The sequence below is a fragment of the Streptomyces tyrfis genome, from assembly GCF_037034285.1.
Taxonomy (GTDB): domain Bacteria; phylum Actinomycetota; class Actinomycetes; order Streptomycetales; family Streptomycetaceae; genus Streptomyces.
The window spans coordinates 12,565-37,654 of sequence record NZ_JBAGJZ010000009.1 but is presented as its reverse complement, the minus strand read 5'-3'; the positions used below and the strand labels follow the sequence as shown (position 1 = coordinate 37,654).

20 protein-coding genes and 2 pseudogenes are annotated in these 25,090 nt (G+C 72.1%); 8 read left to right on the top strand and 14 right to left on the bottom strand.

Going from position 1 to position 25,090, the window contains the following annotated elements; genetic code table 11:
• Positions 1–24 precede the first annotated feature (24 nt).
• Positions 25–954: a carbohydrate ABC transporter permease gene (locus tag WA762_RS09280; RefSeq protein WP_335934696.1), complete on the bottom strand. Its 930-nt coding sequence runs from the start codon at positions 952–954 to the stop codon at positions 25–27.
• 451 nt (positions 955–1,405) lie between these two features.
• Between WA762_RS09280 and WA762_RS09275 the strand changes: the two genes are divergently transcribed.
• The gene (locus WA762_RS09275; RefSeq protein WP_335934694.1) at positions 1,406–3,706 is read left to right on the top strand and encodes an FAD-dependent oxidoreductase; all 2,301 of its coding nucleotides are present in this window, start codon (positions 1,406–1,408) and stop codon (positions 3,704–3,706) included.
• Positions 3,707–3,876: 170 nt separating this feature from the next.
• Here the strand turns inward: WA762_RS09275 and WA762_RS09270 are convergent, their stop codons facing one another.
• Complete coding sequence (locus WA762_RS09270; protein ID WP_335934692.1) at positions 3,877–4,665, bottom strand: IclR family transcriptional regulator; 789 nt, start codon at positions 4,663–4,665, stop codon at positions 3,877–3,879.
• Positions 4,666–4,734: 69 nt separating this feature from the next.
• Between WA762_RS09270 and WA762_RS35660 the strand changes: the two genes are divergently transcribed.
• The 3 genes and pseudogenes from WA762_RS35660 to WA762_RS09255 all read left to right on the top strand — a co-directional run bounded on the left by WA762_RS35660 (position 4,735) and on the right by WA762_RS09255 (position 6,616).
• Entirely contained in the window at positions 4,735–5,082 is a 348-nt protein-coding gene (locus WA762_RS35660; protein WP_443080550.1) for a helix-turn-helix domain-containing protein, read from the top strand.
• Positions 5,083–5,250: 168 nt separating this feature from the next.
• A complete protein-coding gene (locus WA762_RS09260) occupies positions 5,251–5,841 on the top strand; it encodes a hypothetical protein (protein ID WP_335934690.1) in 591 nt (196 codons plus the stop codon).
• Positions 5,842–6,019: 178 nt separating this feature from the next.
• Positions 6,020–6,616: pseudogene (locus tag WA762_RS09255) on the top strand (IS5 family transposase).
• Between the two features lie 284 nt (positions 6,617–6,900).
• Here WA762_RS09255 and WA762_RS09250 read toward each other — a convergent pair.
• The 5 genes from WA762_RS09250 to WA762_RS09225 all read right to left on the bottom strand — a co-directional run bounded on the left by WA762_RS09250 (position 6,901) and on the right by WA762_RS09225 (position 11,818).
• Positions 6,901–8,181, bottom strand: coding sequence for a glycosyltransferase family 39 protein (locus tag WA762_RS09250; RefSeq protein WP_335934688.1), 1,281 nt, complete (start codon positions 8,179–8,181; stop codon positions 6,901–6,903).
• A complete protein-coding gene (locus WA762_RS09245) occupies positions 8,178–9,368 on the bottom strand; it encodes a bifunctional glycosyltransferase family 2/GtrA family protein (protein WP_335934894.1) in 1,191 nt (396 codons plus the stop codon). The genes WA762_RS09250 and WA762_RS09245 overlap by 4 nt, the downstream gene beginning before the upstream one ends.
• 101 nt (positions 9,369–9,469) lie before the next feature.
• Positions 9,470–9,979, bottom strand: coding sequence for a hypothetical protein (locus WA762_RS09240; RefSeq protein WP_335934686.1), 510 nt, complete (start codon positions 9,977–9,979; stop codon positions 9,470–9,472).
• Between the two features lie 11 nt (positions 9,980–9,990).
• The gene (locus WA762_RS09235) at positions 9,991–10,497 is read right to left on the bottom strand and encodes a SigE family RNA polymerase sigma factor (protein WP_335934685.1); all 507 of its coding nucleotides are present in this window, start codon (positions 10,495–10,497) and stop codon (positions 9,991–9,993) included.
• Between the two features lie 751 nt (positions 10,498–11,248).
• Positions 11,249–11,818 (bottom strand): TetR/AcrR family transcriptional regulator, encoded by a 570-nt coding sequence (locus tag WA762_RS09225; RefSeq protein ID WP_443080549.1) that lies wholly within the window; start codon positions 11,816–11,818, stop codon positions 11,249–11,251.
• On the opposite strand from WA762_RS09225, the pseudogene WA762_RS09220 reads away from it, so the two are divergent.
• Positions 11,782–12,033 (top strand): annotated as a pseudogene (locus WA762_RS09220) (NADP-dependent oxidoreductase); the annotation flags it as partial. The gene WA762_RS09225 and the pseudogene WA762_RS09220 sit on opposite strands and share 37 nt — an antisense overlap.
• Before the next feature lie 119 nt (positions 12,034–12,152).
• Here WA762_RS09220 and WA762_RS09215 read toward each other — a convergent pair.
• The gene (locus WA762_RS09215; RefSeq protein WP_335934684.1) at positions 12,153–12,866 is read right to left on the bottom strand and encodes a hypothetical protein; all 714 of its coding nucleotides are present in this window, start codon (positions 12,864–12,866) and stop codon (positions 12,153–12,155) included.
• A 272-nt stretch (positions 12,867–13,138) separates the two neighbouring features.
• Between WA762_RS09215 and WA762_RS35655 the strand changes: the two genes are divergently transcribed.
• Positions 13,139–13,480, top strand: a complete 342-nt coding sequence (locus WA762_RS35655; RefSeq protein ID WP_443080548.1) for a peptidase inhibitor family I36 protein — start codon at positions 13,139–13,141, stop codon at positions 13,478–13,480.
• 25 nt (positions 13,481–13,505) lie between these two features.
• Here the strand turns inward: WA762_RS35655 and WA762_RS09210 are convergent, their stop codons facing one another.
• Positions 13,506–13,973, bottom strand: a complete 468-nt coding sequence (locus WA762_RS09210) for a nuclear transport factor 2 family protein (protein ID WP_335934682.1) — start codon at positions 13,971–13,973, stop codon at positions 13,506–13,508.
• Positions 13,974–14,120: 147 nt separating this feature from the next.
• Here WA762_RS09210 and WA762_RS09205 point away from each other — a divergent pair, with 147 nt between their 5' ends.
• Complete coding sequence (locus WA762_RS09205; protein WP_335934680.1) at positions 14,121–14,579, top strand: SRPBCC family protein; 459 nt, start codon at positions 14,121–14,123, stop codon at positions 14,577–14,579.
• A gap of 57 nt (positions 14,580–14,636) precedes the next feature.
• Here WA762_RS09205 and WA762_RS09200 read toward each other — a convergent pair whose 3' ends face one another.
• Positions 14,637–16,091, bottom strand: coding sequence for a hypothetical protein (locus WA762_RS09200; protein WP_335934679.1), 1,455 nt, complete (start codon positions 16,089–16,091; stop codon positions 14,637–14,639).
• The gene (locus WA762_RS09195) at positions 16,081–18,378 is read right to left on the bottom strand and encodes a hypothetical protein (protein WP_335934678.1); all 2,298 of its coding nucleotides are present in this window, start codon (positions 18,376–18,378) and stop codon (positions 16,081–16,083) included. The genes WA762_RS09200 and WA762_RS09195 overlap by 11 nt, the downstream gene beginning before the upstream one ends.
• Positions 18,379–18,756: 378 nt before the next feature.
• On the opposite strand from WA762_RS09195, the gene WA762_RS09190 reads away from it, so the two are divergent.
• Positions 18,757–19,965 carry an acyltransferase family protein gene (locus WA762_RS09190; protein ID WP_335934677.1) on the top strand — a complete coding sequence of 403 codons (1,209 nt, stop codon included), beginning with the start codon at positions 18,757–18,759 and terminating at the stop codon, positions 19,963–19,965.
• Between the two features lie 13 nt (positions 19,966–19,978).
• Here the strand turns inward: WA762_RS09190 and WA762_RS09185 are convergent, their stop codons facing one another.
• The 3 genes from WA762_RS09185 to WA762_RS09175 form a co-directional block, all read right to left on the bottom strand.
• Positions 19,979–21,745, bottom strand: coding sequence for a hydrogenase maturation protein (locus WA762_RS09185; RefSeq protein ID WP_335934676.1), 1,767 nt, complete (start codon positions 21,743–21,745; stop codon positions 19,979–19,981).
• A 383-nt stretch (positions 21,746–22,128) separates the two neighbouring features.
• On the bottom strand, positions 22,129–23,676 hold the full coding sequence (locus WA762_RS09180) for an APC family permease (RefSeq protein ID WP_335934674.1): 1,548 nt from the start codon (positions 23,674–23,676) through the stop codon (positions 22,129–22,131).
• A 138-nt stretch (positions 23,677–23,814) separates the two neighbouring features.
• A complete protein-coding gene (locus tag WA762_RS09175; RefSeq protein ID WP_335934672.1) occupies positions 23,815–25,023 on the bottom strand; it encodes a saccharopine dehydrogenase family protein in 1,209 nt (402 codons plus the stop codon).
• Between the last annotated feature and the right edge of the window lie 67 nt (positions 25,024–25,090).

Genomic DNA, 25,090 nt, shown 5'->3' with positions numbered 1-25,090 from the left:
TGGAGGTCGCGGGGGTCGTGGAGGTCATCGGGCGTCGCCCTTCCGCTCGGTGATCCTGAGGTAGACGACGACCAGGAGGAGCAGGAGCAGCATCCACAGGCCGCCCAGCGCGGTCGCCCGGCCGATGTCGAAGCCCTTGAAGGCGGTCTGGTACACGGCGGTCGCGAAGGTCTCGGTGGCGCCGGCCGGGCCGCCGCCGGTGAGCACGTAGATGGTGTCGAAGTGCTGGAAGTTCCAGATGAACTCCAGGAGCAGCACGATCGAGGCGACACCGCGGACCTGCGGCCAGGTGACGGCGAAGAAGCGCCGGACCGAGCCCGCCCCGTCCATCGAGGCCGCCTCGTGCAGTTCCTTGGGCACGGTCTGCAGACCGGCCAGGAGCATCACCATCATCCAGGGGAAGCTCGCCCAGGTCTTGGTGACGATGACGGCGAGCATGGCGGTGCCGGGCCGGCCGAGCCAGGAGACGGACTCCTCGATGATCCCGGCCTTCATGAGGACGCCGTTCAGCACGCCGTAGTTGGCGTTGAAGATCCACATCCACAGGAAGGAGACCACCACGCCCGGGATCACCCACGGGAAGAGGAACAGGCCGCGCAGGAAGCCGCTGCCCCTGAGACCCGAGTTCAGCGCGAGCGCGAGCGCGAAGCCGATCACGAAGGGGACGAGCGTCGCGCCGACGGTGAAGACCAGCGTCTGCTTCAGGATCGTGAGGAAGTCGCCGTCCAGCCAGTAGGCGAAGTTGTCCAGGCCGACGAACTCCCGGCCCGGAAGCCGCAGGTCCTGCTTGAAGAAGCCGGTGAACAGCGCCGACAGCAGCGGATAGATGATGATCGTCGCGAACAGGGCGAGCCCCGGTGCGGTCAGCAGCAGTGCGAACGCGCCGTTGGAGAGCCGTCCGCCGGTCCCCTCACGGCGTGGAGCGGCCTTCTGGGGAGGTGCGGCCGTACTCATGGGTGTGTCCTCTCGAACGGGGCGGGAGCGGTGGTGCAGGGCGTGGCACGGGAGGCCGTCGCGCGGAAGGCCGTGCGCCGCCGGGCGGACGCGGCGCCCCCGGACGCGAGCGGTGAGCCGCCCTGTCCCCTGCTTCGGCCGAGGCCCTGTGTGAATGCCATGCATGCTCCATTGAACGCAAGTTGCAGCATGCGGGATCGTTCTCCATATCGTGCGACGGCGTCAACCCTTTTGGTCGGTGAATCGCCGGTTCTGCGTGAGACCGGCGAACCCGCCGCACCTGCCGCGAGCTTGGTTGTCGGCCCGCGGTGGCGGTGTCATCGGCTGTGCCGGAAACCTACAGCACATCCCACTGGCTGAACAGTGGTTGCACAATATGCATGTGATGTACGTTCATGGCGGCTCCGCTGTGGCGGAGAGTATCCGTGCTTCATACCGAGGAGGCCGCACCGTGCGGGAAGAAGAGGTCCATTACGACATCGCCGTCATCGGCGGTGGCCTGGCGGGGACCTGCGCGGCCATCGCCGCGGCCCGGCTCGGCCGACGCGTCGCCCTGGTCAACAACCGGCCCGTCCTGGGCGGCAACGCCAGCAGCGAGGTCCGCGTCTGGGTCTGCGGCGCCACCGCCCACGGCGTGCACCGCTGGGCCCGCGAGACCGGCATCATGGGCGAGCTGTACACCGAGAACCAGTACCGCAACCCCGAGGGCAACCCGTACTACTGGGACCAGGTGGTCCTCGACGCCGTCCGGGCCGAACCGGGCATCGACCTGTACCTCAACACTGACGTGCGGGAGGTCGACGCGAGCGGCCCGGACGACGCCCGCGAGGTGCGCTCCTGCACCGGCTGGATGATGGGCTCCGAGCGGCGCATCACCTTCCACGCACGGCAGTTCCTCGACTGCACCGGCGACGGCCTGCTCGGCCACCTCGCCGGCGCCCGCCACCGCATCGGCCGCGAGGCCCACGCGGAGTTCGGCGAGCCCTGGGCGCCCGAGGAGGGGGACGGGGCACTGCTCGGGTCGACGATCCTGTTCCACACCAAGGACCTGGGCCGGCCGGTGAAGTTCGTGCCGCCCGCCTCCGCCCGCGACCTCTCCACCACTCCCATCCTGCGCAACCGTGTGCTGCGCACCGGCGACAACGGCTGCGACTACTGGTGGATCGAGTGGGGCGGCGAGCTCGACACCGTCCACGACAACGAGCGCATCCGCGACGAACTCCAGGCCGTGATCATGGGCATCTGGGACCACATCAAGAACTCCGGCGAGTTCCCGGACGCCGAGAACCTGACGCTGGAGTGGGTCGGCAGCCTCCCCGGCAAGCGCGAGTACCGCCGCTTCATCGGCGACCACGTGCTGACCCAGCAGGACATCCTCGACCAGCGGCAGTTCGACGACCGCGTCGCCTTCGGCGGCTGGTCCGTCGACCTCCACCCGGTGCAGGGCATGTACGCCGACGAGCCCGGCGCCCGCCAGCGCTACGCGGACGGCGTCTTCCACATCCCACTGCGCTCCCTGTACTCGGCGAACGTCACGAACCTCCTGTTCGCCGGGCGCAACATCTCCGCCACCCACGTCGCCTTCGGCGCCACCCGCGTCATGGCCACCTGCGCCACCCTCGGCGAGGCCGCGGGCACGGCCGCCGCGCTGTGCGTCGCCGAGGGCCTCGACCCGCGCGAACTCGCCGCCGAGCGGCCCGAACTGGTGCGCCGCACCCTGCTGCGGCAGGACGCCTCGGTCATCGGCCTCGCCGACGACGACCCCGACAACCTGGCGCGCACGGCCCGCGTCAGCGCCTCCTCGCACCTGGGCCGCCTGGCCGCCGAACCCTCGCCGGCCGCGCCCGGCGAACCGTACCCGCTCACCCGCGACCTCGCGCTGCTGCTGCCGGCGGACCCCGCCCTCGACACGGTCGACCTGCTCGTCCGCGGCGCGCCGGGCGAGCGGCCGAGCGAACTCACCGTGGAGCTGTGGAGCACCGGCCGCCCCGAGAACGCGGTCCCCGTCGACCGTCTGCTCACCACCACGGTCACCGTGCCGGCCGACGGCCCCCACTGGGTCACGGCCCGCCTCGGCCACCGCCCGGAAGCCCCGGAGAACGTCGTCCTGATCGTGCGCGCCTGCCCGGGCGCGGCGCTGGTCCTCGTCCCCGAGCGCACCGACGGCGTCCTCGCCCTGCGCAGCAGGGTCGAGGGGGACGCGGCCGTCGACCACGACATCCCGGAGGAGGAAGGCCAGCTGGTCCTGGAGTGGCAGGCCCGCGGTCTGCGCCGCAGCACCTTCGGCTTCCGCGCGGCCCCGGACACCGCCGCGTTCCTGCCCGAGCGGGCCGTCGGCGGATTCCAGCGCCCGTACGGGGGACCGCAGATGTGGTCGTCCCGGCGACTGGCCGACCCGGACCGGGCCGCGGAGTGGCTGCGCCTCGACTGGGACGAGGAGCAGCGGCTCACCGAGACGCGCGTGGTGTTCGACGACGACGTCGACGAGTACCTCAACAACCTGCACCGCCACCGCACCCCGTTCGAGGTCATGCCGGAACTGGTCCGTGACTACCGCGTCCAGAGCCGCGAGCCCGACGGCGCCTGGCGCACGCTGTTGACGGTGACGGACAACCGCCGCCGCCACCGCGTGCACGAGCTCGTCGGCCCGGACGGCGGGCCCGTGCGCACCGACGCGCTGCGGCTCGTGGTGGACGCGACGCACGGGGCGCGGCACGCGCACGTGATCGCGTTCAAGGCGTACGGCGCATAGCCGCGCGACGCATGGCTGCGCGGCGAAGGAACGAAAGGCCGAAAGGCTGAAAGGCTGAAAGGCTGAAAGGCTGAAAGGGCGAAGGGCTGAAAGGCCGAAAGGGCGAAGGGGCCCGGGAAAGGTCGTTCGGCCTCCCCGGGCCCCATCGCCCCTTCACCTCACTGCGTGGTTCAGAGGGCGCCGAGCGCCTGGCTGATGGCGTCGGCGGCCTCGATGACCTCGCGGGTGAGGGCGAGGCGCTGCCCTTCGGCCTCGGCGTGGTTGCCGAGGAGGGAGGCGGGGCCCCACAGGGAGATCGCGGCGACGACGTCCCCCGAGACGTCCCGGACGGGTGCGGCGAGGGAAGCGCGGCCCAGGGCGCGCTCCTCGGCCTCGACGGCGTAGCCGGTGCGGCGGACGGTGTCGATCTCGGCGTCGAGGAGGTCGTGGCTGGTCGTCGTGTGATCGGTGTGCGCCGCGAGCGGTTCGGGGAGCAGGGTGCGGCGTTCCTTCGGGGTGAGTCCGGTGAGCAGGCACTTGCCGATGCCGGTGGCGTGCAGCGGGGCGGTGTGTCCGGCCTGTGTGTAGGACTTGGGGGCGCGCGTCCCCTCGAAGTTGCACAGGAACATCAGCTCCGCGCCGCGGCGGATGGCCACGTTGGCTCCGAGTCCGGTGCGGGTGGCGAGGTCCTGGAGGACCATGCGGGCGGCGCGGTGGACGGGGTGGCGATTGGCGGCGGTGGCGGCGAGCGGGAGGATGCCGAGGCTGAGCCGGTAGAGGTTGCTGACGGGGTCGCGTTCGACCATGTCGAGGCGTTCGAGGGTGGACAGGAGGCGGGAGGTGGTGGAGGAGCCCAGTCCGGTGAGCTCGGCGACGTCCGAGACGCGCAGTTCGGCGCGGCCGGAGTCGAGTGCGCGCAGCACCGAGACCGCTCGTTCGACACTCTGGTTCGTCCCGGCATCGGTCGCTCGATTAGCCATGACCCTCCCCATTCTGCAAACCGTTTGCACAATCTGCATCAGCATATCGTGTCGGGTGGGGGACTGTTCGTGAAATCCGTCGGCGCGCGGCCGCCGGGAGATCGGCTTCCGCCGGACCCGGCTCCCGGTGTCGGCGAGGCGGCGGACGGCGCCGCCGCGCTGGACGCCGCCCTTCGGTTCCGCCGCGACGTGCTCCTCGCCGACATCCGGCTGATCTCACTCGCCACCGTCAAGTCCCATATGGCACTCCTCCAGCGCAAGTTGGCCGTACGCAACCGGGTGGGCATCGCCGCTTGGGCCTGGGAGTCCGGCCTCGCGTCCACCGACCGGGCCCCGGCGACCCGATCTCTGAAATCGACGGTCGGCCGACTCGCCGTAGCGCCCCCTCGACCCGTAACTGCCGTACGCGCGGTCTGACGCACGGGCTGGCATGCCTCCCGCGACCGCTCTGGCCGGGCGGGCGCGAGTCCGTCGCCGCCTCCCGCAGCGGGCCATCCGGGCGGGACCTCCGGCTGGTACGGCATGGCGTCCGGGGCCCCGCCACACGGTGGGGGATGCTGATGGCCCCGCGCGCAGGAGAGGTCCGTGAGTCATCCCAGCCCCCGAGCGACCCCGAGGCAGACATCCGCGGCAGCGGGCGATGCCGTTCCCGCCCCGGGGGTCATCGGCATCGGGCTCGCCGCAGTGCTGACGTTCGCGCTCGCCCAGGGCTCGTGGCAGTGGTTCGCCACATTCATCGGGGTGACACTCCTGGCGGTGATGCTCGCCTTCCAGCGACGGGCGGAGTGGACGCCGGACATCCGCTCGGCGTATCTGCGCAGCCTGGTCGCGTACGCGCTGGTCGTCGGCCTGCGCGTGGCCATCGCACTCGCCCCTCTGCTGCAACGTCAGGCCTGGCTGTTTCCGATGCCGGGCACCCGTGCCGACTGCCGGCTGCTGGGCAGGTACCAGGCCCTCCAGACGGAGGCCGCGCTGGGGAACCTGGCCCACCGCGACGGCGCGGCCCTGGCGTTCGCGCAGCAGAACCAGGCCCGCAAGGCCGTTGCCGAATGCCTGGCGGCCACGACGACCCTGTGGCTGCCGCTGTACGGGGTCGGGGCGGCGGCGCTGGTGGGGACGAGCGCCTGGTTCCGCGACCGCTCCCGCTCCCGGGTCGGCGCGGACCTCGCCGGCTAGGGGGTGTCTGACACATACCTGCGGCGTCGCGGGGTCCGGTGCGCACGCTCGCGCCGTTGCCGAACCGCCCACGTGGCTCCGCCACGCAGACGCTCCGGCGCCTTGCGATCGCACGCACCGGACCCCGCTCCTTCTCCCACACTCATTTAGAAGTCATCTCATTTGGTTGGGTAGGCTGTTGGTCGTGGCGGGGATTGTTGAGCGGCTGGTGCCGGACGATTTGTGGGAACTGTTCCAACGGGTGGTGCCGGAGGCGCCGTCGCGGCCTCAGGGCGGTGGCCGGCGAAGGCATGGTGACCGTGAGGTTCTGGCCGCGATCGTGTTCGTGGCCACGTCGGGCTGCACGTGGCAGCAGTTGCCGGCGGCGTCGTTCGGGCCGTCCGGCGCGACGGCCCACCGACGTTTCGCCGAGTGGACGAAGGCCAGGGTGTGGGCCAAGCTCCACCGCCTGGTCCTCGACGAACTCGGCTCCCGCGGCGAGTTGGACTGGTCGCGCTGCGCGATCGACTCGGTGAACGTGCGGGCCCTGAAAAGGGGGACCTGACAGGCCCGAATCCTGTCGACCGGGGCAAGTACGGCTCAAAGATCCACCTGATCACCGAGCGGACCGGTCTGCCCCTGTCCGTCGGCATCTCCGGTGCCGACGTCCACGACAGCCAGGCCCTGATCCCGCTCTGCCGCCGACTCCACCGCCGCTACGAACGCGGCCGAGCACTTCCTCGCCTTCACCAGCATCGCCTGCACCCTCATCTGCTACCGCAGGCTCACCAATTGAGATGACTTCTAAGGGACCCCGGCGAGGAAGAACACCACAGCGCCCATCCTGGCACGGCCCCACCCCGGCCAGCGCCGCAGCAGGCACAGCCCCGGTCATCCCGACGGGTTCCACGATCCGAGTGCCGACGGCGTCGGCGGCACGGCCGGGGTGTGGGTGGGCCGGATGCCGACTCTGCGCCGCCAGGCCATGGCGACCGAGGCCGCCACGCTGCGGCCGCGCCCGGGCCCAGCGCGACGCCTGGGCAGGGCCGGTCATTGGACATCCATTTCTGGGGCCATTGGTTACGGGACGCCGAGTTCGAAGAGGCCGTAGCCCGCGTACGAGCCGGAGGCCAGGGCCGCGATGCCGAGGAGCATGAGCTGGTGGGTCGGGCCGAGGCGGCGCAGGGCGAGGGCGAGCGGAAGAAAGAGCGGGAAGAGGGGGAGCAGATAGCGGGAGACGTTGCCGAATATCTGCTGACTGCCGAGGACGAGGACAAGGGTGAGGACGGTGTAGACCATCAGGACGACCGGGGGACGCAGCCGGATCAGCAGCGAAAGCAGTGCGATCGCGAGCAGGACGACACCGACGCCGATCAGGTCCGCGAAGGGCCAGGCGGAGAGATAGTCGGCGTGGCCCACCGGGACGGATGTGAGGACGTCGAGGGTGTGTCGGCCGTAGTCCCACTCGTGGGCCCAGGCACCGGACTGAAGTCTGAAGTAGCCGCTGTAGTCCCCCATTCGGTGACCCACCCAGCCGAGATAGGCGAGGAGGCCGAGCGGGGCGACGGCCACCGCGACCACCGGACGCAGGATGCCGTCCCGGCGACGGTGGAGCGCGAGCAGGGCCGCGACGGCGACGGCGGCGATCAGTGCCACGGCGGTGGGCCGGTTGAGCCCTGCCACGCAGGTGAGGAGACCGGCGGTGAGCCAGCGGCGGCTCAGGACGGCATGGCAGGCCCAGACGGCCAGGGCCACGTAGAGGGAGTCGGAGTAGACCGCCCACTCCACGCCGGAGCCGGGCCAGACGGCCCAGAGTCCGGCCGCGGCCAGCCCGGCCCGTCGGCCGCCGAGTCGTTCGGTGATGGCGTAGATGCCCAGGGCAGCGGCCAAGGAGGCGACGACGGAGACCAGCAGGCCGGCGCCGTACAGGCCGAGGCCGGTGAGCTCGGAGACCAGCCGCATCAGCGCCGGGTAGAGCGGGAAGAACGCCGCCGAGTTCCCTTCGAGGGTGATCGGGCCGGTGGCGCCGGGGATCGGGACTAGCCGAGGGTCATACCCGTGCATGGCGATCTGCTGGTACCACCAGCCGTCCCAGCTGGCCAGGACGTCCCACGGGTTGGCGCCGCCGCCGAAGCGCGGGTTCCTCGTGCGGTAGTCCCCGGCGGAGTGCAGCAGCCACATGAAGGCGGCGAAGCCGATGAACTTGAGCGTGCCGTAGACGGCCAGTACGGGGCCGTAGTGCTCGACTGTACGGCGCAGCCGGCGCCGGTGGTCGGGGCCCGTGGTGGCGGGCTGCTGAGACAGCCTCGCGTTCCAGCCCGGGGTGCCGGTCCCGGTCGTACGGGCGACGGTCTTGTTCATGCGCGGAACACCCATGCCCGGAAGAACAGGAACCGCAGCAGCGTCGCGGCCAGGTTGGCGGCGAGGAGTACGGCGAGTTCGGTGGCCTGCCCGGCCGAGGGCACCGCGTGGTGCAGGGCGGCGAGCGATCCGCCGGTGATCGCCAGGCCGATCAGGAGGACGACCAGGCCCCTGCTCTGGTGGCGCAGCACACCGCCGCGGCCACGGAGGCCGAAGGTGAGCCGCCTGTTCACGGCAGTGTTGGCGACGGCGCAGACCAGCAGCGCGAGTGCGTTGGCGGCCTGGGATCCGGCCGCCGGGCGCAGCGCCGCGTAGAGCAGCAGGTATACGAGGGTGCTGACGGCTCCTACGGCGGCGAAGCACACGAGTTGGGTGGCGAGCCTGCCCGGCGCGTCGGTGCCACCGTCGCGGAGCGACCCGCCCGGCGGCAGCGTGCCCCGCACCAGTGCCCCGCCGATCCTGGCGATGCCGCGCAGGTCGGCCAGTGCGGTGGCGAGGATGTCGACCCGGGTGTCGGGATCGTCCACCCAGTCGACCGGCACCTCATGGATGCGTAGCCCGGCACGCTCGGCGATTACCAGCAGTTCAGTGTCGAAGAACCACTCCGAGTCCTGTATGAGGGGCAGCAGTCGCTCGGCCACATCACGCCGCACCGCCTTGAATCCGCACTGCGCGTCGGAGAAGCCCACGGCGAGGACGGAGCGCAGGAGGGCGTTGTAGCAACGAGAGGTGATCTCTCGCTTGGGGCCGCGCACCACCCGGGAACCGGGAGCCAGGCGGGTGCCGATGGCGATGTCGGAGTGACCGGAGAGCAGCGGGGCCACGAGCGGCAGCAATGCCGTCAGTTCCGTGGAAAGGTCCACATCCATGTACGCGAGTACGGGGGCCGGCGAGAGCGACCAGGCGGTACGCAGCGCCCGGCCGCGCCCCTTCTCGGCCAGTCGAAGCCACTGCGCTTCGGGCAGTTCGTCCGCCAGCCGAGCGGCGATCCGCGGGGTGCTGTCCGTGCTGGCGTTGTCGGCGATGGTGATGCGGAACGGATAGGGGAGGTTCTCGCACAGGTGTGCGTGGAGCCGCCGCACGCTCGGCTCCAGATCTCTCTCCTCATTGAACACGGGGATGACTACGTCCAGGACGGGCTCCGGGTGGTGTGTCGCCACCGGTCCGCGGTGCGGCAGTCGGCTCAGGCCTTTCAGGGCAAGTGAACCTTGGTTTCTCACGTTTTATCCTTTTTGTGACTTTGTGCGGGGCAGGTCGAAGACACTCGGGGCAACGGTGTGTTACGGCGTTACGGAGTGACGAGCGAGGACGACGTGGTCGACGGCTGGTTCCGCGCGGTTGCCGTACCCGAAGGCGGGGCCCAGGTCGAGGGCGGCGACGCGTCCTCCGTGCTCCCCGGTGGGGGCTCGGTGGCCGTGGCCGCACTCCCGGTCGTGGCTGGCGGCGCGATTGTGGCGGTCCCGTCCGGGGGTGCGGGGGCGGTGGAGGTGTCCGAGGGGGAGGGTGTGCTCGGGGACGCGTCGGGGATCGCGGGCGGTGCGGAGAGCGGCGGGCTCGTCGCGGGTTGTGGGCCGGGGTGGCTGGGCTCGACCCGGGTTGCATGGCCGGGCAGCAGGGCCACCCCGACGCTGAGTCCGACGACGGCCAGGACGGAGCCGACTGCCCTCCGCGCGGCCCGCCTCCGATGGCGGACGCGCACCCCTGCCCAGAGGCGTTCCCGGTGCTTCGGCTCGAACGGTGCGGGCGCCGCCTCGGTGTCGCGCATCATCTGCGCCAGCTGCCGCTCGAAGTGATCCATGGGGCTCTCCTTCACCGCACCGGCTCGTTCACATTGCCCAGGAGCTGCCTCAGCCGGGCCACCCCACGTGCGGCATGGGACCGAGCGGTGCCCACCGGACACCCGAGCACCTCCGCCACCTGCCCCTCGGGCAGGTCCTGGTAGTAGCGCAGCACCACCGCCACCCTCTGCTTCGGCGACAACTGGGCCAGCGCGGCCTCCAGCCGGGAACGCTCCACCACGTCCGCGGACACATCGCCGACAACGGCCGTCTCGGGCAGCTGCTCGACGGGGCGTTCGCCCCACCAACGCCGCTGTCCCGAGCGTGCCGCCGCACGCATCATCAGCTTGCGGACGTACGGCTCCGGTGCGTCGTCCGCGATCCTGGGCCAGACGAACCAGAGCTTGACCAAGGACTCCTGCAACAAGTCCTCGGCCCGATGCCGATCGCCTCCGACGAGCAGACGGGCCAGGTGGACCAGCGCCGACCATCGGGCAGCCACGAACTCGTCGAACGCACGGGCTCGACTCTGCTCCATCCGCACTGTCCTGTTCTCGCCGGTTGCCTACACCCTGTAGAAGGCACTGGCACGCGGCCCACGATGCACCTGCGGACCATGATCTGAATCACAGAGCATGTCGACGACACCCGGGGGGCTTCCCCCTGAAGCGTGGACGCCGTTCGCTATGCGGCAGTGGCTTGCGTAATTGATCGCTGCTCGAAGGCGATCGGGCTGATGCAGCCAAGCCCCGCCAGTGCCGTGACCGGCAAGGATTGCCCGTAAGGAGCGTCGTCCGGTGCGTGCGACCGCAAGGAGGCCGGAAGCTCTCGGACGGGGTCTCCCCTGCTTGAACGCAGCCGAGAGCTGGGGGAGTGCCGGGCGGCGGGACGGGGCTTAGCGCTTCATCTGGCGAGTTGAGCGAAGGCTTGGCACCCGTGCAAGTGACGGGTCACCGAATGAGCCATGGTGAGACCGAGGTACCGGTACGGTGCAGTGCAGGAGCCGAGACAGCCATCCCGGGATCGTTGTCCGTGCCACCCCGACGCCGCGCGGAGAGTTATCAATATCCGCGGTACAGAACGGCCCCCACGCTGGTGGGGGCCGTTCTGCTCAACTCGCCAGATCGAGGGCTAAGTCGCCAACTGAGGCACCAACTCGTTATCAGGCACCCTAGGACGCGTCCGGGCGATCAGGCAGGGCTGCTCGGCTATGTCGGCGGCGTACGGCAGTTCACCGTCGCGGACTCCCGCCACCACAACCACACCGTCCGGACTCGCGCCCCGCACGCCTACCCGCGCCGGCACAACACCAACGCCCGCAGTCCAGATGTCCTCGTGGCCCAGCGCCACGAGCGTGCCCGCATCCGCAGCGGACGGCAGGACTGGAGGAAGTAGGCGAGCCGGCGGCGGGATGCGGCCATGGAGGCCGCCGGGGAATCTCGCACGACGCCGTTGTCGGCCAGGAGCAGGAGGGGAATGTCGCTGGGGTCGAAGTCCTCGCGCAGCTGTCCGGTGTCCTTCGCCCGCTGTACCAGTTGGGCGAGGCAGGCCTCGGCGCGGGCACGCTCACGATGGACGTCGGGCGCGTCGGGAAACTGGGACAGGGACGCGGCGCTGAACCCGCGGTCCTGGGCCTGCATCGTGCACACCTTGGTGAGGACGCCGCGAAGCCCGTGCCAGGGATCGTCGTCCTGAAGGGCCTCGTCGAGGGCCGCGACGCACTGGCTGAGCTGTTCGGAGAACGCGGCGGCGATCAGCGAGCCGCGTGTCGGGAAGTGCCGGTAGAGGGTGGCGGCACCCACGCCCGCTCTGCGGGCGATACACCTACGGGGCGGGGCTGGCCGATCGCCTTGCCCCACTGGCTCCGCTCGGCGTCGATGTGGTTCTGGACGCGGCCGGTAGGGGCTCTCTTGCCGAACTGGTGGCCATCGCCGGCGGCCCGCGCCGCGTGGTGACCATCGCGGACTTCGACGCCGACCGGCACGGAGTGCGGTTCTCCCGCTCCGAAGCTGGAGAGTCGCCGGGATCGGGCCGACGGCCCGCGACGGATGACCCACACCCACCCGGAAGGGTGTTCAGCATGCCCGGTCTCTCGCGTCGTTCCCCGCTGCGGCTGCGGCTGCGGCTGCGTAGACGCCGGTACTCCCTGCCGCTGCGCCCCGGACCGAGCCGGGCCCGGTGCGCGGGGCGCGGCTACCGGCCGTGCGACCAGACGCGCAGCCGGCCGACCGGCTCGAAGCCGTGGCGTACGGCCGACGCCAGGGCGTCGCCCCGCTCGTAGCCGACCACGGGCAACGTGGGGAACAGCCGCGTGACCGCGTCCAGCACGACCGGCCAGGCCGCGTCGGGGCCGCCGTCGAGCGCGAAGACATTGGAGATCCCGACCACGTCGTCGCCGCGGCTCGCCACCGCGCCGGCGACCACCCGGCCATCCGCGGAATGCCCGGAGAGCACGAACACGGCGGGTTCGTCGAGCAGTTCCGGTCGGAAGAGGTCCGCGTCGCCGTCCCCGTCGTCCCAGGCGAGCGCCCAGGCGCGCAGCGTGTCCGAGTCGCCCGCCACGGTCCAGGAGAGTTCCGGCACGGGGGCGGGAGCACTCGCCGGGCGGTGGATCCACCGCGCCTCGAACAACACCTGGAAACCGGCCTCCGTCAGGTCGAGGTCGGCGAAACTGTCCTTGACGGAGGCGCCGGGGGCGGCGGTGTCGATCCGGGCCGCCAGCGCGTCCGGATCGGCGTCCGGCACCAGTGTCACCGCGTCGGGGTAGTAGAGCGGTGTGCGGGACGGGGCAGCCCAGGCCTGTGCCCCGAACTCACCTGCCACGCCGTGCGATCGGCTCATCGCCGCGCACCACTCGGCGTTGTTGCGGGCGGCGGCCCGGACCAGGAACTGCTGCGGAGTCGTCACGAGTGCGGATCATGACAACTGCCGTCCGGCCCGTCGACCGGTTTTCCGCCGACCTCGTCGTCTCCCGTCCCCTCAGGGCCGCCCGGGGCCGCCCGGGGCCGTCCGGGTGAAAGACGGGGAAACCGCCGAACCGCCTCCCACCGGCCGGCCCCAACGGCTTCTGGAGCCCAGCGCGAAACGGCGGCCACCGTCCCGGCTCGGGCGAGCGCGGCACGGCGGGCCGAACGGAATTCACCCACGGCTCATTCCCGGAACGAAAGGGGCGCGCTCCGATGGCCAGGGTCAGCACATTCGGCACAGCCGCAGCGATGGGAGCGGTGACGGCCGCCGCGCTGCTCTCCCCGGCAGCAGCCGCTGCCGCCTACGAATGCGGTGACGGGCACGTCTGCCTGTACGCGGGGCACACGGGCCGAGGCGCGGCGTTCTCCGCCCATGGCGCCGTCTCCGACCTTCGTGCCGTGCAGGCCGCCACCGGCCGGACCGGGCCCCGCACAGGAGGCTCCGCGGAACGCACACGCTCGCACCACTCCCTGTGTTGCGCAACGCCCGGATACGTTCAAATATGCGGGTTATTCTCCGTCTTGCGATGCACCACATCCGACGCCGCACGCTGATCCACCACGGATTACGGGACAGCCCTTAGGCTCCTGCCGCAAGCCGTTCGGTCGGTCCGCCGAAGGCCAGATGCAGGGACCGAGAACTGAGGAGCCAATGGCCTTCGACCTTGAGGAACGTGTCCTCGTAGTGGCCGACCTGCGTCGGGGCCCGCGGGGGCACGAGACCGCCGACGTGTCCGTCGACACGGTACGTCGTGAAGTAGGTGGTCGCGGTGGCCGTCGACTCCGATGTGACGGTGACCAGGATATTCGTGCATATCCGGCGCGAGAGCCGGTCCGCGGGCCGGCCGGCGAAATACGACCGAAGCGCGTCACGTCCCTCGATCCGGCGGTCGCCTTCCGTCCACTCCCAGAATCCGGCGTCTGTGAAGAGATCGGCCACGTCGCCCGGGTCACCGAGGTCGAGCTTGTGGACGAACTCGACGATGAGGCGTTCGCAGGCTCGTTCGGCAATCAGACGGTCTGTGGGATCCAGCGCTTCGGTGACCATCCCCATGTCGTATCAGGACGCCCCAGGGCGCCGCGACAGCTTTCTTGGCGCTCCGCGCATCCGCGTGCGTCTTCGTCCTGCCCCGTGGCCGCAGCCGACTACTGACAGGCGTACCCAAGGGCACGGGGGCCGTGTACGGTCTGGCGGATGAAGTCTGTCAACGTGTCGATCGACGTACCGCAGACGCCCGAGCAGGTCTACGACTTCCTCGATGTCATGGCTCATCACGAGCGATTCACCGACCACTACCTGACCGACTGGCACCGCAGCGGCCCCGACCGCGGCGTCGGATCGCGTGCCACGGTCACCGCCGCCCTGGCCGGTGCGAAGACCGACGTCGCGATCGAGGTCGTCGAGGCCACCGCGCCGCGGCGCATCGTCGAACGCAACGTCAGCGCGGCCGGCCGGCGCCTGGCCCGCGGCACCTACGTGATCGAGCCGCTGCGGTCCGGTGGGAGCCGCGTCTCGTTCACGTACGTCTGGGCGCGGGCCCCGCTGGCCGACCGCCTGCTGGCGCCCGTCGTCCGGGCCACGATGCGGCGTGCGAACGGCACGGCCATGCGACGGCTGGCCACCGAACTGGCTCGCCACGTCACCGGCTCCTGACGGGAGACCCGCGCCGGTCCCGGCGGGGTGCCGTCGGCCGTGAGCCGGCTGACCGGTTCAGTCCTCGGTCGCGCCGTGATCCCCGGCCTGCCGCCGGGCGCGGCTGAACTCGCCGGCGCCGACCCGGGCGGCGAGGGTGTCGTCGGGGCCGGAGAGCAGGGAGCCGTAGCCGGTGGCGGCCCACAGGCTGCGTTCGGCGGGCACCTCGAAGTAGGGGACGGTGCGGCCCCGGTCCCGGACCGCCAGCACCCGCGGCGAGCGGCGGGCGCGCAGGGCCTGGCCGCAGTCCTCGCAGACCGCGACGTCGGCCCGCTCCCGGCGGCCGAGCGGACGCCAGGTGGTCCGGCGGACGGCGGCGCCGTGCCGGGGGTCGAAGAAGCACAACGGGAGCCCGGGGCCAGGGGCCAGGGCGGAGCGCCCCTCGGCGACCAGGGCCAGCACTCCGACCAGGTCGGGGAGGCCCCGTGCGGCGTCCAGCACCCGGCCGGCCGCGTCGTAGGAGTCCAGGGCCCGGCTCAGGCCCGGGGCGGCGGCGCCGTCGGCGTGCTCCACGGCCTCGCCGAGGGCGAGCAGTTCGGCGGCGGCCCGGCGGCGCAGCCCGGCCTCGTCGGCGGCCTCCTCGGCGGCGAAGACGACATCGGGGAAGGTGAAGGCGGTGTGCCGGGGCGAGCGGCGGCGGCGCACCAGGAAGGCGGCGCCGACGCCGGCGAGGACCAGCACCGCGGCGACCACGAGCAGCGTCCCCGACCCGCCGCCGGAGGAGGTACCGGAGGCGTTCTCCTCCGCCTCGGGCCGGGCCGAGTACTCCTTGTCGATCCTGGCGGTCTCGGCCTTGTAGACCTCGGTGCCGTTGCCTGCCTCGATCAGTTCCACGGCCTTGCCGACCCGGGCGGCCAGTCCGGCGTCGTCGAGTTCCTTGAGGAAGCCGACGGCGGAGGCGGAGTCGCGGGTCTGATGGACGTCGGTGGGCCACTCGGTGCCGTTGAGCCACTTCCCGTACTCGCCGGTGGTGATCAGGATCAGCTGCCGCAGACCGAGCCGTTCCTTGATCACCGCGGCGAGGGTGTGGGAGTCGCCGTCGAAGGGGTCCCCCTTCTTCAGCGGCACCAGCACCACCTTGATCGGCAGGCCGGTCGCGGCGATCTGGTCGACCAGGGCGCGCTGCTGGGCGGGGTTGACGGCGGCCGCGTAGGACGGGTCGACGTAGACGGGGTCGGTGGCCAGCGCCTCGGCGATCGTCGCGGCGGTCGGACCGGCGCCCGCGGTGTCCGCCCGGGCCGGGGCGCCGACGCCGAGCAGCGACGCGCAGGCCAGCAGCAGGGCGGCGAGCAGTGAGGGGGCGAGGTTGCGGGAGGCGGTGAGGTCACGGAATGCGGCGAGGCCGCGGGAGGCGTCGAAGTCACGGGAGGCGGCGAGGCCGAGGGAGGCATCGGCCGGGCGGTCACGGGGCGGTCGGGCACTGGACGGGCGGTTACTCGTCGGTCGGGCACTGGTCGGTCGGTCACTGAACACTGGCGGACTCCCTGGCCCTGAGGATGAGTGCTTCGAGCCCTTCACGGGCGGCCGGCAGGACCTGCCCGGCCTCGTCCCAGGCGGTCCGGGTACGGCCGTCCGCCCCGGGCAGGCGCAACAGTCGTTCGGCGGCCTGCCGTTCGCGGGCGGCCGGGTCCGAGGCGCCGCGGTCGGCGCCGCCGTCGCGGAAGGCGTCCCGGCAGGCGGGGCACAGCCGTGCGGACCGGGGGCCGATGCCGAGATCGGCGAGCCACCCAGGGACCCTGCCGCCGGTGGCCTCGCCGTGCAGCGGGTTGAGCCGGCAGAGGGTGGGGTGGAGGTGTCCCCGGAGGGCGGCGAGTCCGGCCTGGGCGAGCACCGCGACGGCGGCCAGGTCGCCCGCCACGGCGGCCCCGTCCGGGCGCTCGTCGCCGCCGGTGTCGGCCAGGAGTTCGGCGGCGTCCAGGCAGTCCCAGGCGCGGGTGCGGCCGGGCGCGTCCTGGCCGGCGGCGGTCAGCCGCCCGGTGAGCTCGCGGACATCGGCGGCGGCCCAGGCACGCAGCTGCCGGACGGACGGCCGCGCGGCGGAGTGCCGGGGGCCGGTGTGCTGCGGCGGCGAGGGGTCCGAGGGGTTGGCCGCGCGGGTGCGGCGATACTCCAGCACGGCCCGCGTGACGGCGATCAACAGCCAGGCGATCAGCAGCAGGGCGCCCAGCAGCATCGTGCCGAGCATGATCCCGGGACCGAAGTCGCTGCTGAACAGGGCGGGCAGCCGGTTGTCGCGCAGCGGGGGCAGTTCGGCGTCGCGGTCGGCGGGGTCGTCGCCCTTGCGCGGCTGGGCGGCGGCGACGGCGTCCAGGGTCTGGTCGAGGCGCGGCCTCACCTGTAGGTCGCCGTCTCTGCGGTACTCCGGGTAGCGGACGGTGGACGGCAGGCGCATGAAGTGGCGCGCGGCGTCCCGGTCGGTGCCGAAGGTGTCCAGGTCGATCCGCCCGGACACCGGGTCGACCAGCACGTAGACGCCGTTCTGGCCGGTGCGTTGGTGGACCCGGGCGAGCAGGATGCGGCTGTCGCCGCCGCTCTCGTCGTCGCTGCCGGTCGGCGTGACCAGCACGTGCACCGGTCCCTGGGGCGCGAGTCCGGCGATCCGCCGCCGGATCGCGGGCAGGTCGGCGGCGGTCAGCACGTCCGCGGTGGACGGGTCCTGGTAGATCGGTCCGGCGGCGAGCCCGGCGGCGACCTCCTCCACCCGGGCGTCCAGGTCGTTCCGGGTGACGTGGAGGTACGGGCTGTCGACCGTCTGCGGGAAGACGGTGGGCGCGGCCAGCACCACGGCGGCCGCGGCGGCCACCGTCGCCACCAACGTCACCGGCAGTACGCCGCGTCGGCGGGCGGCGGGCCGGGTGGTGCGGGCCGGGGCCTTGGTCAGGGGGACCGTCGCGTTCCCGGTCGGAGCGACGGTCGGGGTCTGCGAGTCGGCGGCCTTCGAGACGGCGGTCTTCGAGACGGCGGCCTTCGAGTCGGCGGCCTTCTGCTTCCCGCCCGGCCGTGGCCCCGCGGAACGGCGACGGGAGAGCCGGACGCCGAGGGCCAGCACCAGGCCGGGGATCACCACCACGGCCAGGCCCAGCAGCAGGTTCTGGTTCTGCCGGTCGGTGGAGCTGATGTACGGAGTGGGCTTGTCGTCCTCGCGGTAGCGGTCATACAGCTCGTCGGCCCTGGCGGCGGCCCGGTCGCGGCCGGAGGCGATCGCGTCGACGAAGGACTCGAACGCGGCGAGCGGGCCGGCCCCGTACGGGGTGCCGTACAGGGCGATGCGCCGGGCCTCCTCGACCGGGACGTCGACGCCGAACGCCGAGGCGGTGATGCCGCCGTGGTCGCCGATCAGCACATACAGACCTTTCTCGCCGAGCCGGTCGTGCACCAGGGCGAGCAGCGCGGCGTCGCCCGCGGGCAGCGCCAGCACGTAGGTGGGCACGCCGGTGCGCTCGGCGAGGGCGGCGATGTCCGGGGCGAGTGAGCGCGGCAGTGCGCGGGGGCGGTCGGCCGAGACATAGACCGGGTTCCTGCGCAGTTCCTCGGCGAGGCGCTCGGACTGGGTCGCGTCGGCGGCGAGCCGACCGTCCGGCGCGGTGGTGGCGGCCGCGGTGGGCTTCGCCGTGGCGCTCGGTGCGGTGCTCGGTGCGGTGCTCGGGTCGGCCGCAACGGCCGTTCCGGCGCCGCCGAGCAGCGCGAGGGCCGCGAACGCCGTGCCCGCCCGGACGCCGAACGCCCCGGCCCGTCTCCGTATCGCTGGCAGCGTCCGCATCGGCGTCCTCCCGGTGGTTCGGCCGGTCACATTACCCGCGCTTGGTTTCGACGATCGTGGTCCGCCCCTTGGTTCCGGGAACGGGGGAGACCTTGCTCTTGCTGGAGTCCGGAGCCGAGGGACCGTTCATCCGGAGCGGGCGGAAGGCTCAGGGCCCCACCACTCACGACAGCCCGGGCCGACGACTCGGCCGGCATTGTGGGCCGGCGACTCGACCAGCAATGGGCCGGCGGCCCCACCATCCCCTCAGCCGGGCCGCCGCTCCCGTCGGCAGCCGACGCCGTCCTCCGCCGACGACGAGCGGTGCGTCCGCCGCCCGACCACAAGTCCTCGGGACCCTCCTGCTCCGTCTCTTCACACAACGCTGATAATCGCGGGATGCAACGCGCGATGAACTCCCGTACCCGGGCCGGGGCGTCCTTGACCGGCCGGGACCGGCTGCCGTCCTTGACGGGGCTCCGATTCTGGGCGGCTCTGCTGGTCGTCCTGTACCACCTCTCCCGTCAGGTCGGGGAGATACCAGGGCTCAGCCAGACCGTCTGGTACGGCCGCAGCGGGGTCACCTTCTTCTTCGTGCTGTCCGGTTTCGTCCTCGCCTGGACCTATGACGGGACGAAGGTTCCGGCGAAGGTGTTCCTGTGGCGGCGCTTCGCCCGGATCTGGCCGCTCATGGTGGTCACGAGCGCGGCGTCCGTCGGGGCGTGGCTCTGGCTGGGCAAGGCGGTGTCCGCGAAAGCCGTGGTCGCGAACCTGTTCCTCGTGCACGCCTGGATCCCCGAGACCGTGTTCCTCAAGGGCGCCAACCCCGCCGCCTGGTCCCTCAGCGACGAGGCCTGGTTCTACCTCGTCTTCCCGCTGCTGATGGTTCTCCCGGTCTTGCACTCGGCCCGCGGCCGACGCTGGATCTGGGCGCTGACCTGCGTCGGCGTGGTCGCGGTCTGGCTGAGCGGCGCCCTGGTCACCGATGCGGCCACACGGGTGTGGCTCCTCGACTACCTGCCCCTGACGCGCATGCTCCAGTTCGTGCTCGGGGTCGCGGCGGGGCTCGCGGTGGCCCGCGGCTGGCGGCCCCCCGTCGGCCTGTGGACCGCGGTGGCGCTCGTCGTCGCCTGGCACCTCGCGTTGATTCCCTGGGGCGATTCCGTGTCCGATGCGCTCTGGTACGGCCCCTACCAGGCCTCGCAGCTGCTGGCCACCCCCGTCTTCGCGCTGCTCGTCGCCGCTGCCGCCCGCGCCGACCTCGACGGCCGCCGCACCGGGCTGACCGGCCGTTGGTCCGTACGCCTCGGCCACTGGTCCTTCGCCTGGTACCTCATCCACGAGATCGTCATCCGCACCTGGCTCGGCCTCCACGGCCGCCCGGAGGGCCTCCGCGACACCGTCCTCGCCTGGCTCGCGGTGATCGCGGTCAGCCAGGCCCTGGCCGGCTGCGCCTACCACTGGGTGGAACACCCCCTGGAACGGCGGCTACGCGCGGCGGGCCCCCAGCCCCGCCGCCGCACCGAGCCCCCCGCCGGCTCCGCCGCACATGCGCTCGCTCATCCTCGTGCCCCCGAGGAGGCGGCCAAGGGGACGGTCAGCCCGTAGTCCCGCCCTGCTGTCATGCCTGCGCGTGCCGGTCCCGGACGGACTCCGAGGCCGAGGCCGAGGCCGGGGCCGGGGCCGGGGTCAGGTGCGGCGGTCGGCCCGCGGGCGGGTCCTTGTGCACGAACGCGCGCCTCAGCGCGTGGTACGGCGAGCGCGGATCGGAGAAGATCCGCCGCATCACACTCAACTCCTGTGCCCGGTAGGCGGCCAGGGGCTTTCGGGCCTCGTCCCGGTCCCGTTCGGCCTTCTTGGCGGCGATGCGCGACTGCGCCGCGGGCGACGCGGCGAACTGGGCCGCCAGCCGGGCGACTTCGTCCGAGAACGACTCCGCGTCGCAGTCGACCGTCCGGTCGACCAGGCCGAGCCGCTCCGCGGCCTCGGCGCTCACCGGAAGCGCGGCCTCCGTGAGACGTTCCGCAGCTGCGGCCCCCACCCGGCGCGGCAGCGTGTACGTCCAGTACTCGGATCCGTACAGCCCCATGAGGCGGTAGTGCGGGTTCAGCACCGACGCCCGCCTGCACCAGACCTCGTCGGCGGCGAGGGCGAGCATCACCCCGCCCGCGGCGGCGTTGCCGGCCACGGCGGAGACCACCAGCCGGTCGGTCGTGGTGAGTACCGCCTCCACGAGGTCGTCCATGGCGTTGATGTTGGCCCAGGACTCCTCGCCGGGATCGGCGGCGGCCTCGATGACATTGAGGTGGATGCCGTTGGAGAAGAAGTCCCGGCCGCCCCCGAGCACCAGCACCGAGGTGGGCCGTCGGCACGCCGTCCGGTAGGCGTCGAGCAGACGTCGGCACTGCGCGGTGCTCATCGCGCCACCGGGGAAGGAGAACGAGAGGAAACCGGCCTGTCCCGCCTCGCGATAGCCGATGTCGCTCCAGCCGCGTCGGCGCCCCTCCTCGTACGGCGGCGCGGGACACCGCGGAAGTGCGGGCAGACGCCCGCCGAGCGCAGTCGTCGCGGGCAGTTTGAACGTGGCGGGGCCACCCGGCCGGCGGCGGGCGCGGAGTTCGGGGATCCAGACCGCGCCGTCGGCCGTCGCCCGGCAGACGGCCTCCGCCCGTACGGCCAGCAACTCGCCGGGCGCCCCGCGCAGTTCGTACTCCGGGTGCCCGCCGTGCAGAAACCACTCGTTCCCCAGCAACTCGTCACGCACGCCGGGGAAGGAGTCGGCGGCGCGCAGCTTGCGAAGGACCGTCTCCGTGGAGTCGGCAGCCCAGTCGATGCGCCGGTGCTCCTGACGCAGGTACGGGCGCGTACGGATGAGCGACTCTGCGCCCACGTCGCCCTGCGGACGAGGAACGTACGTGCCGGAGGAGAAGCGCTCGACGGCGAGGTGCACGGCCCGCGACGCGGCGTCCGAGACCTCGTTGCGGTACAGATCGCTCTTGCCCACTGGGGGCACCGGGAAGGCGGCCGACGCCCAGACGGGCCCGGCGTCCATCTCTTCGTCGGCCTGCAGGACGGTCACCCCCCAGGCGTCCGCGCCTTCTTGGACGGCCCAGTCGAGGGAGGAGGGCCCGCGGTCGCCCGGCGGACCGGGGTGGACGACGAGGCAGGTGTGCGCCGCCCACACGTCCCGCGGGATGGCGGTCCTCAGCATCGGGGCCACGACGAGGTCCGGCGCGAACTCCCGCACCGCCTGCCGCAACGACGCGTCACGCACCGAGACGTCCGGCGACGCGATCTCCACCGCCACGGTGTGGCCGCGGTCCCTCAGCTCGGCGTGAAGACGCTGAGTGAGGCTGTTGAACGCGCTCGCCACGAGCAGGATGTGCACGACGATCTCCCGACGCTCCGGCCCGTCCCGGCAGGTCCGGACCGTTGCGATGCTGGGGCACCGCCGACCGGGGAGGGGCGGCAACCGGCCGACGGGTCACCCGAAAGCGACCGCGGCGACGACCACTCAGGGGAACCCGGCGCCGGAACGCCGCCGCTCGCCCGCCGCCGCCCCGCCGGATCCGGCCCGACGCCCCACCGCCGGGAGCCGACCGCGCCCCCAGCCCGGCGGTTCGGTGGCGATTCCGCCCGGTGGCGGCTCGCGCCGTTTGCGTCTTCCCCGGCGGTTCGGTGGCGATTCCGCCCGTTGGCGGCTCGCGCCGTTCGCGTCGCCCCCGGCGGTTCGGTGGCGATTCCGTCCGGCGGTGGCTTCCGCCGTTCGCGTCACACATCCACTCCGTCGTGGGCGGCGGCCGCGGGGACGGGGACGGCCGGGTGCGGCGCCACGGGGGCGAGAGAGGAATCCGGCTCCGCCGCACTCGGGCGTTCCGCCCAGAAGGCGCCGGAGAACAGCCGCCATACGAGCATGGTGACCACTCCGGCCGCCGCGATGCCGATGCCGATGACGAGCGGCGGGCTCAGCGAGAACCAGGTGTCCCCGCTGTACGAGTTCTCGGGGTCGGACATGTCGATGACCGATTCCACGAGCAGCCAGGTCAGCATGGCGGCCCCGGCCAGCGGACCGACGCCGATCAGGACGAGATCGCGGAGGCTCCCGAACAGGCGGCGGCGGTAGTAGACCGCGCAGGCGACGCCGGTGAGCGCGTAGTAGAACGCGATGAGCAGTGACAGCGCGGTCAGCGAGTCGAGCAGCGCGTTGGCACTGATCAGGCTGACACCGAGGTACCAGACGATGGCCACCCCGGCGACCCACCAGGTACTCACATGGGGAGTCTGGAAACGGCGGTGGACATGGCCGAAGTGCGCGGGCAGGGCGTGCCGGCGGGCCATGGACAGCAGGGTGCGGGAGGCGGGGAGGATGGTGGTCTGGGTCGACGCCAGCGCGGACGTGCAGACCGCCAGCAGCACGACCCAGTCCCAGCCGCCCATCACCTTGTGGGCGAGTACGGCGAAGATCGCCTCCTCCTCGTCGGCGTTGGAGGACAGGAACGAGGTCCCGGCGAAGGCCACGATGGCGAAGGCCACCGACACATAGGTCACCAGGAGCACGACCGTCGACCAGATGCCGGCCTTGCCGGGGGCATGGGCGGAGTCCTCGACCTCCTCGGTGAGGTTGGCCGCCGACTCCCAGCCCCAGTAGATGAAAACGCTGAGCAGCAGGCCCCCGGTCAGCGCGGCGCCTCCGGCTCCGAAGGGGTTCAGCCAGTCGACCGACGGCAGGACCGAGCCGGGCATCGCGGTCCCGGCGTGGACCCGGTACAGGGCCACCACCGCGAAGACGAGGAGGAAGGCGACCTGGGTCAGGATGAGGACGTTCTGCACCTTGGCCGACGTCTCGGTGCCCATGACGCACACCGCGGTCATCACCAGGATGAGCACCACGGTCAGCGCCCGGCGCACCAGGTCGTTCGCGGCCCAGCTGTCCAGGCCCAGGGTGAGCAGCCCGAAGTTCACGGCGACGTCGGCCAGTGACCCGACCACCAGGACACCGGTCATCGCGATGGCCCAGCCGCCGAGCCAGCCGGCCCACGGCCCCATCGCCCGGGTGACCCAGGAGAACGTGGTGCCGCAGTCCTGGTCCGCCTTGTTGAGGTAGTGGAACGCCGACGCGATGAGCAGCATCGGTATGAAGGAGGCGAGCATGATGCCGGGCGCGTAGACGCCCACCAGCGCCACGACCGGGCCGATGACCGCGGCGAGGGAGTACGCGGGGGAGGTGGAGTTCAGCCCGATGACGAGTGCGTCGACGAAGCCGATCGCGTCGGCCTTCAGTTCCCCGGGCGGGCGGGCGTCCGCAGCGTCGTCGTTCATGTGCTCCCTCGCTTCGGGGTCGTTCGGCGTGCCGTGAGGTGGTGCGGTGGTCCGGGCCGGGCGCGGGCGTGCCCGGCCGGGGGCAGAGGTGCCGGCCCGGCCCCGGAAGGGGGGACGGGCCGACCGTGAGGTGCGGAACTACTGGTCGCGCAGGCCCCAGGGGGATCCGTACTCGTTCAGCAGGTCCAGGAAGGGGCGGGGGTCGAAGGCCTCGGCGCCGAGGACGCCGGATCCGGTCCAGGAGCCGGCCGCCACCAGCTCCAGGGCGATGACCGGGTTGATGGCGGTCTGCCAGACCACGGCCTGCGATCCGTACTCGCGCATCGACCACTGGTTGTCGACGACGTGGTACAGGTACACCTCGCGCGGCTTCCCGTCCTTGGCGCCCTTCACCCACGTACCGGCGCACGTCTTGCCGTGCATGCGGTCGCCGAGCGTGGCCGGGTCGGGCAGGCAGGCGGCGACAACGTCACGCGGGGAGACCCGGGCGCCGCCGACGGTCACCTTCTCCGTGCGGTCCAGACCGAGCTTGTGCAGGGTCTTGAGCGTCTCGATGAACTCGTCACCGAGCCCGTACTTGAACGTGACCCGCTCGGCGTCCACCCAGCGCGGGATCAGCAGCACCTCCTCGTGCTCGACGTTGACGCACTCCACGGGGCCGATGCCCTCGGGGAAGTCGAAGACCTCCGGCTCGCTGAAGGGCGCCGTGGTGAACCAGCCGCGCTCCTTCTCCCAGATCACCGGCGGGTTCAGGCATTCCTCGATGGTCGTCCAGATGGAGAAGGACGGCGCGAAGTCATGACCGTCGACCGTCAGGTTGGCGCCGTCGCGGACACCGATCTCCTCGATCTCGTCGAAGAGCTCCTCGGCGGCGTAACGGGCGAAGACGTCGGAGAGCCCCGGCTCCACCCCGACGCCGACCAGCGCCAGCCGTCCGGCCTCCTCCCATTCGGCGGCGCGCGCGAACTGCGCGTCGCCGAGCTTGACCCCGCACTCCTCGTACGGCCGCTCGGGGTGCGGGTACGACAGCGACATCGCCATGTCGAGGTAGTGCGCCCCGGCCGCCAGCGCGGCCTCGAACAGCGGCATCACGAACCGCGGGTCGGTGGCGTTGAGCAGCACGTCGCACCGCTCCCGGGTGAGCAGGGCCGTGACGGCCGCCTGGTCCGAGGCGTCGATCCGCGCCGTGCTGAACCGGGCGCCGGCGTCGTCCAGCGCAGCCACCGCCGCCTCGGCCCGGGACAGGTCGTAGTCGGCGACGATGATGTGGTCGAAAAAGGAGCGGCGGGCCGCGATCCGGGTGATCGCCGTTCCTACGCCGCCCGCGCCCACAAGCAGTACTCGCATGGCAAAGACGCCTTTCATCTGCAGAGGCCGGAGCCTTGGTGCGCCCATGAAAGGTCCCCCGCCACGA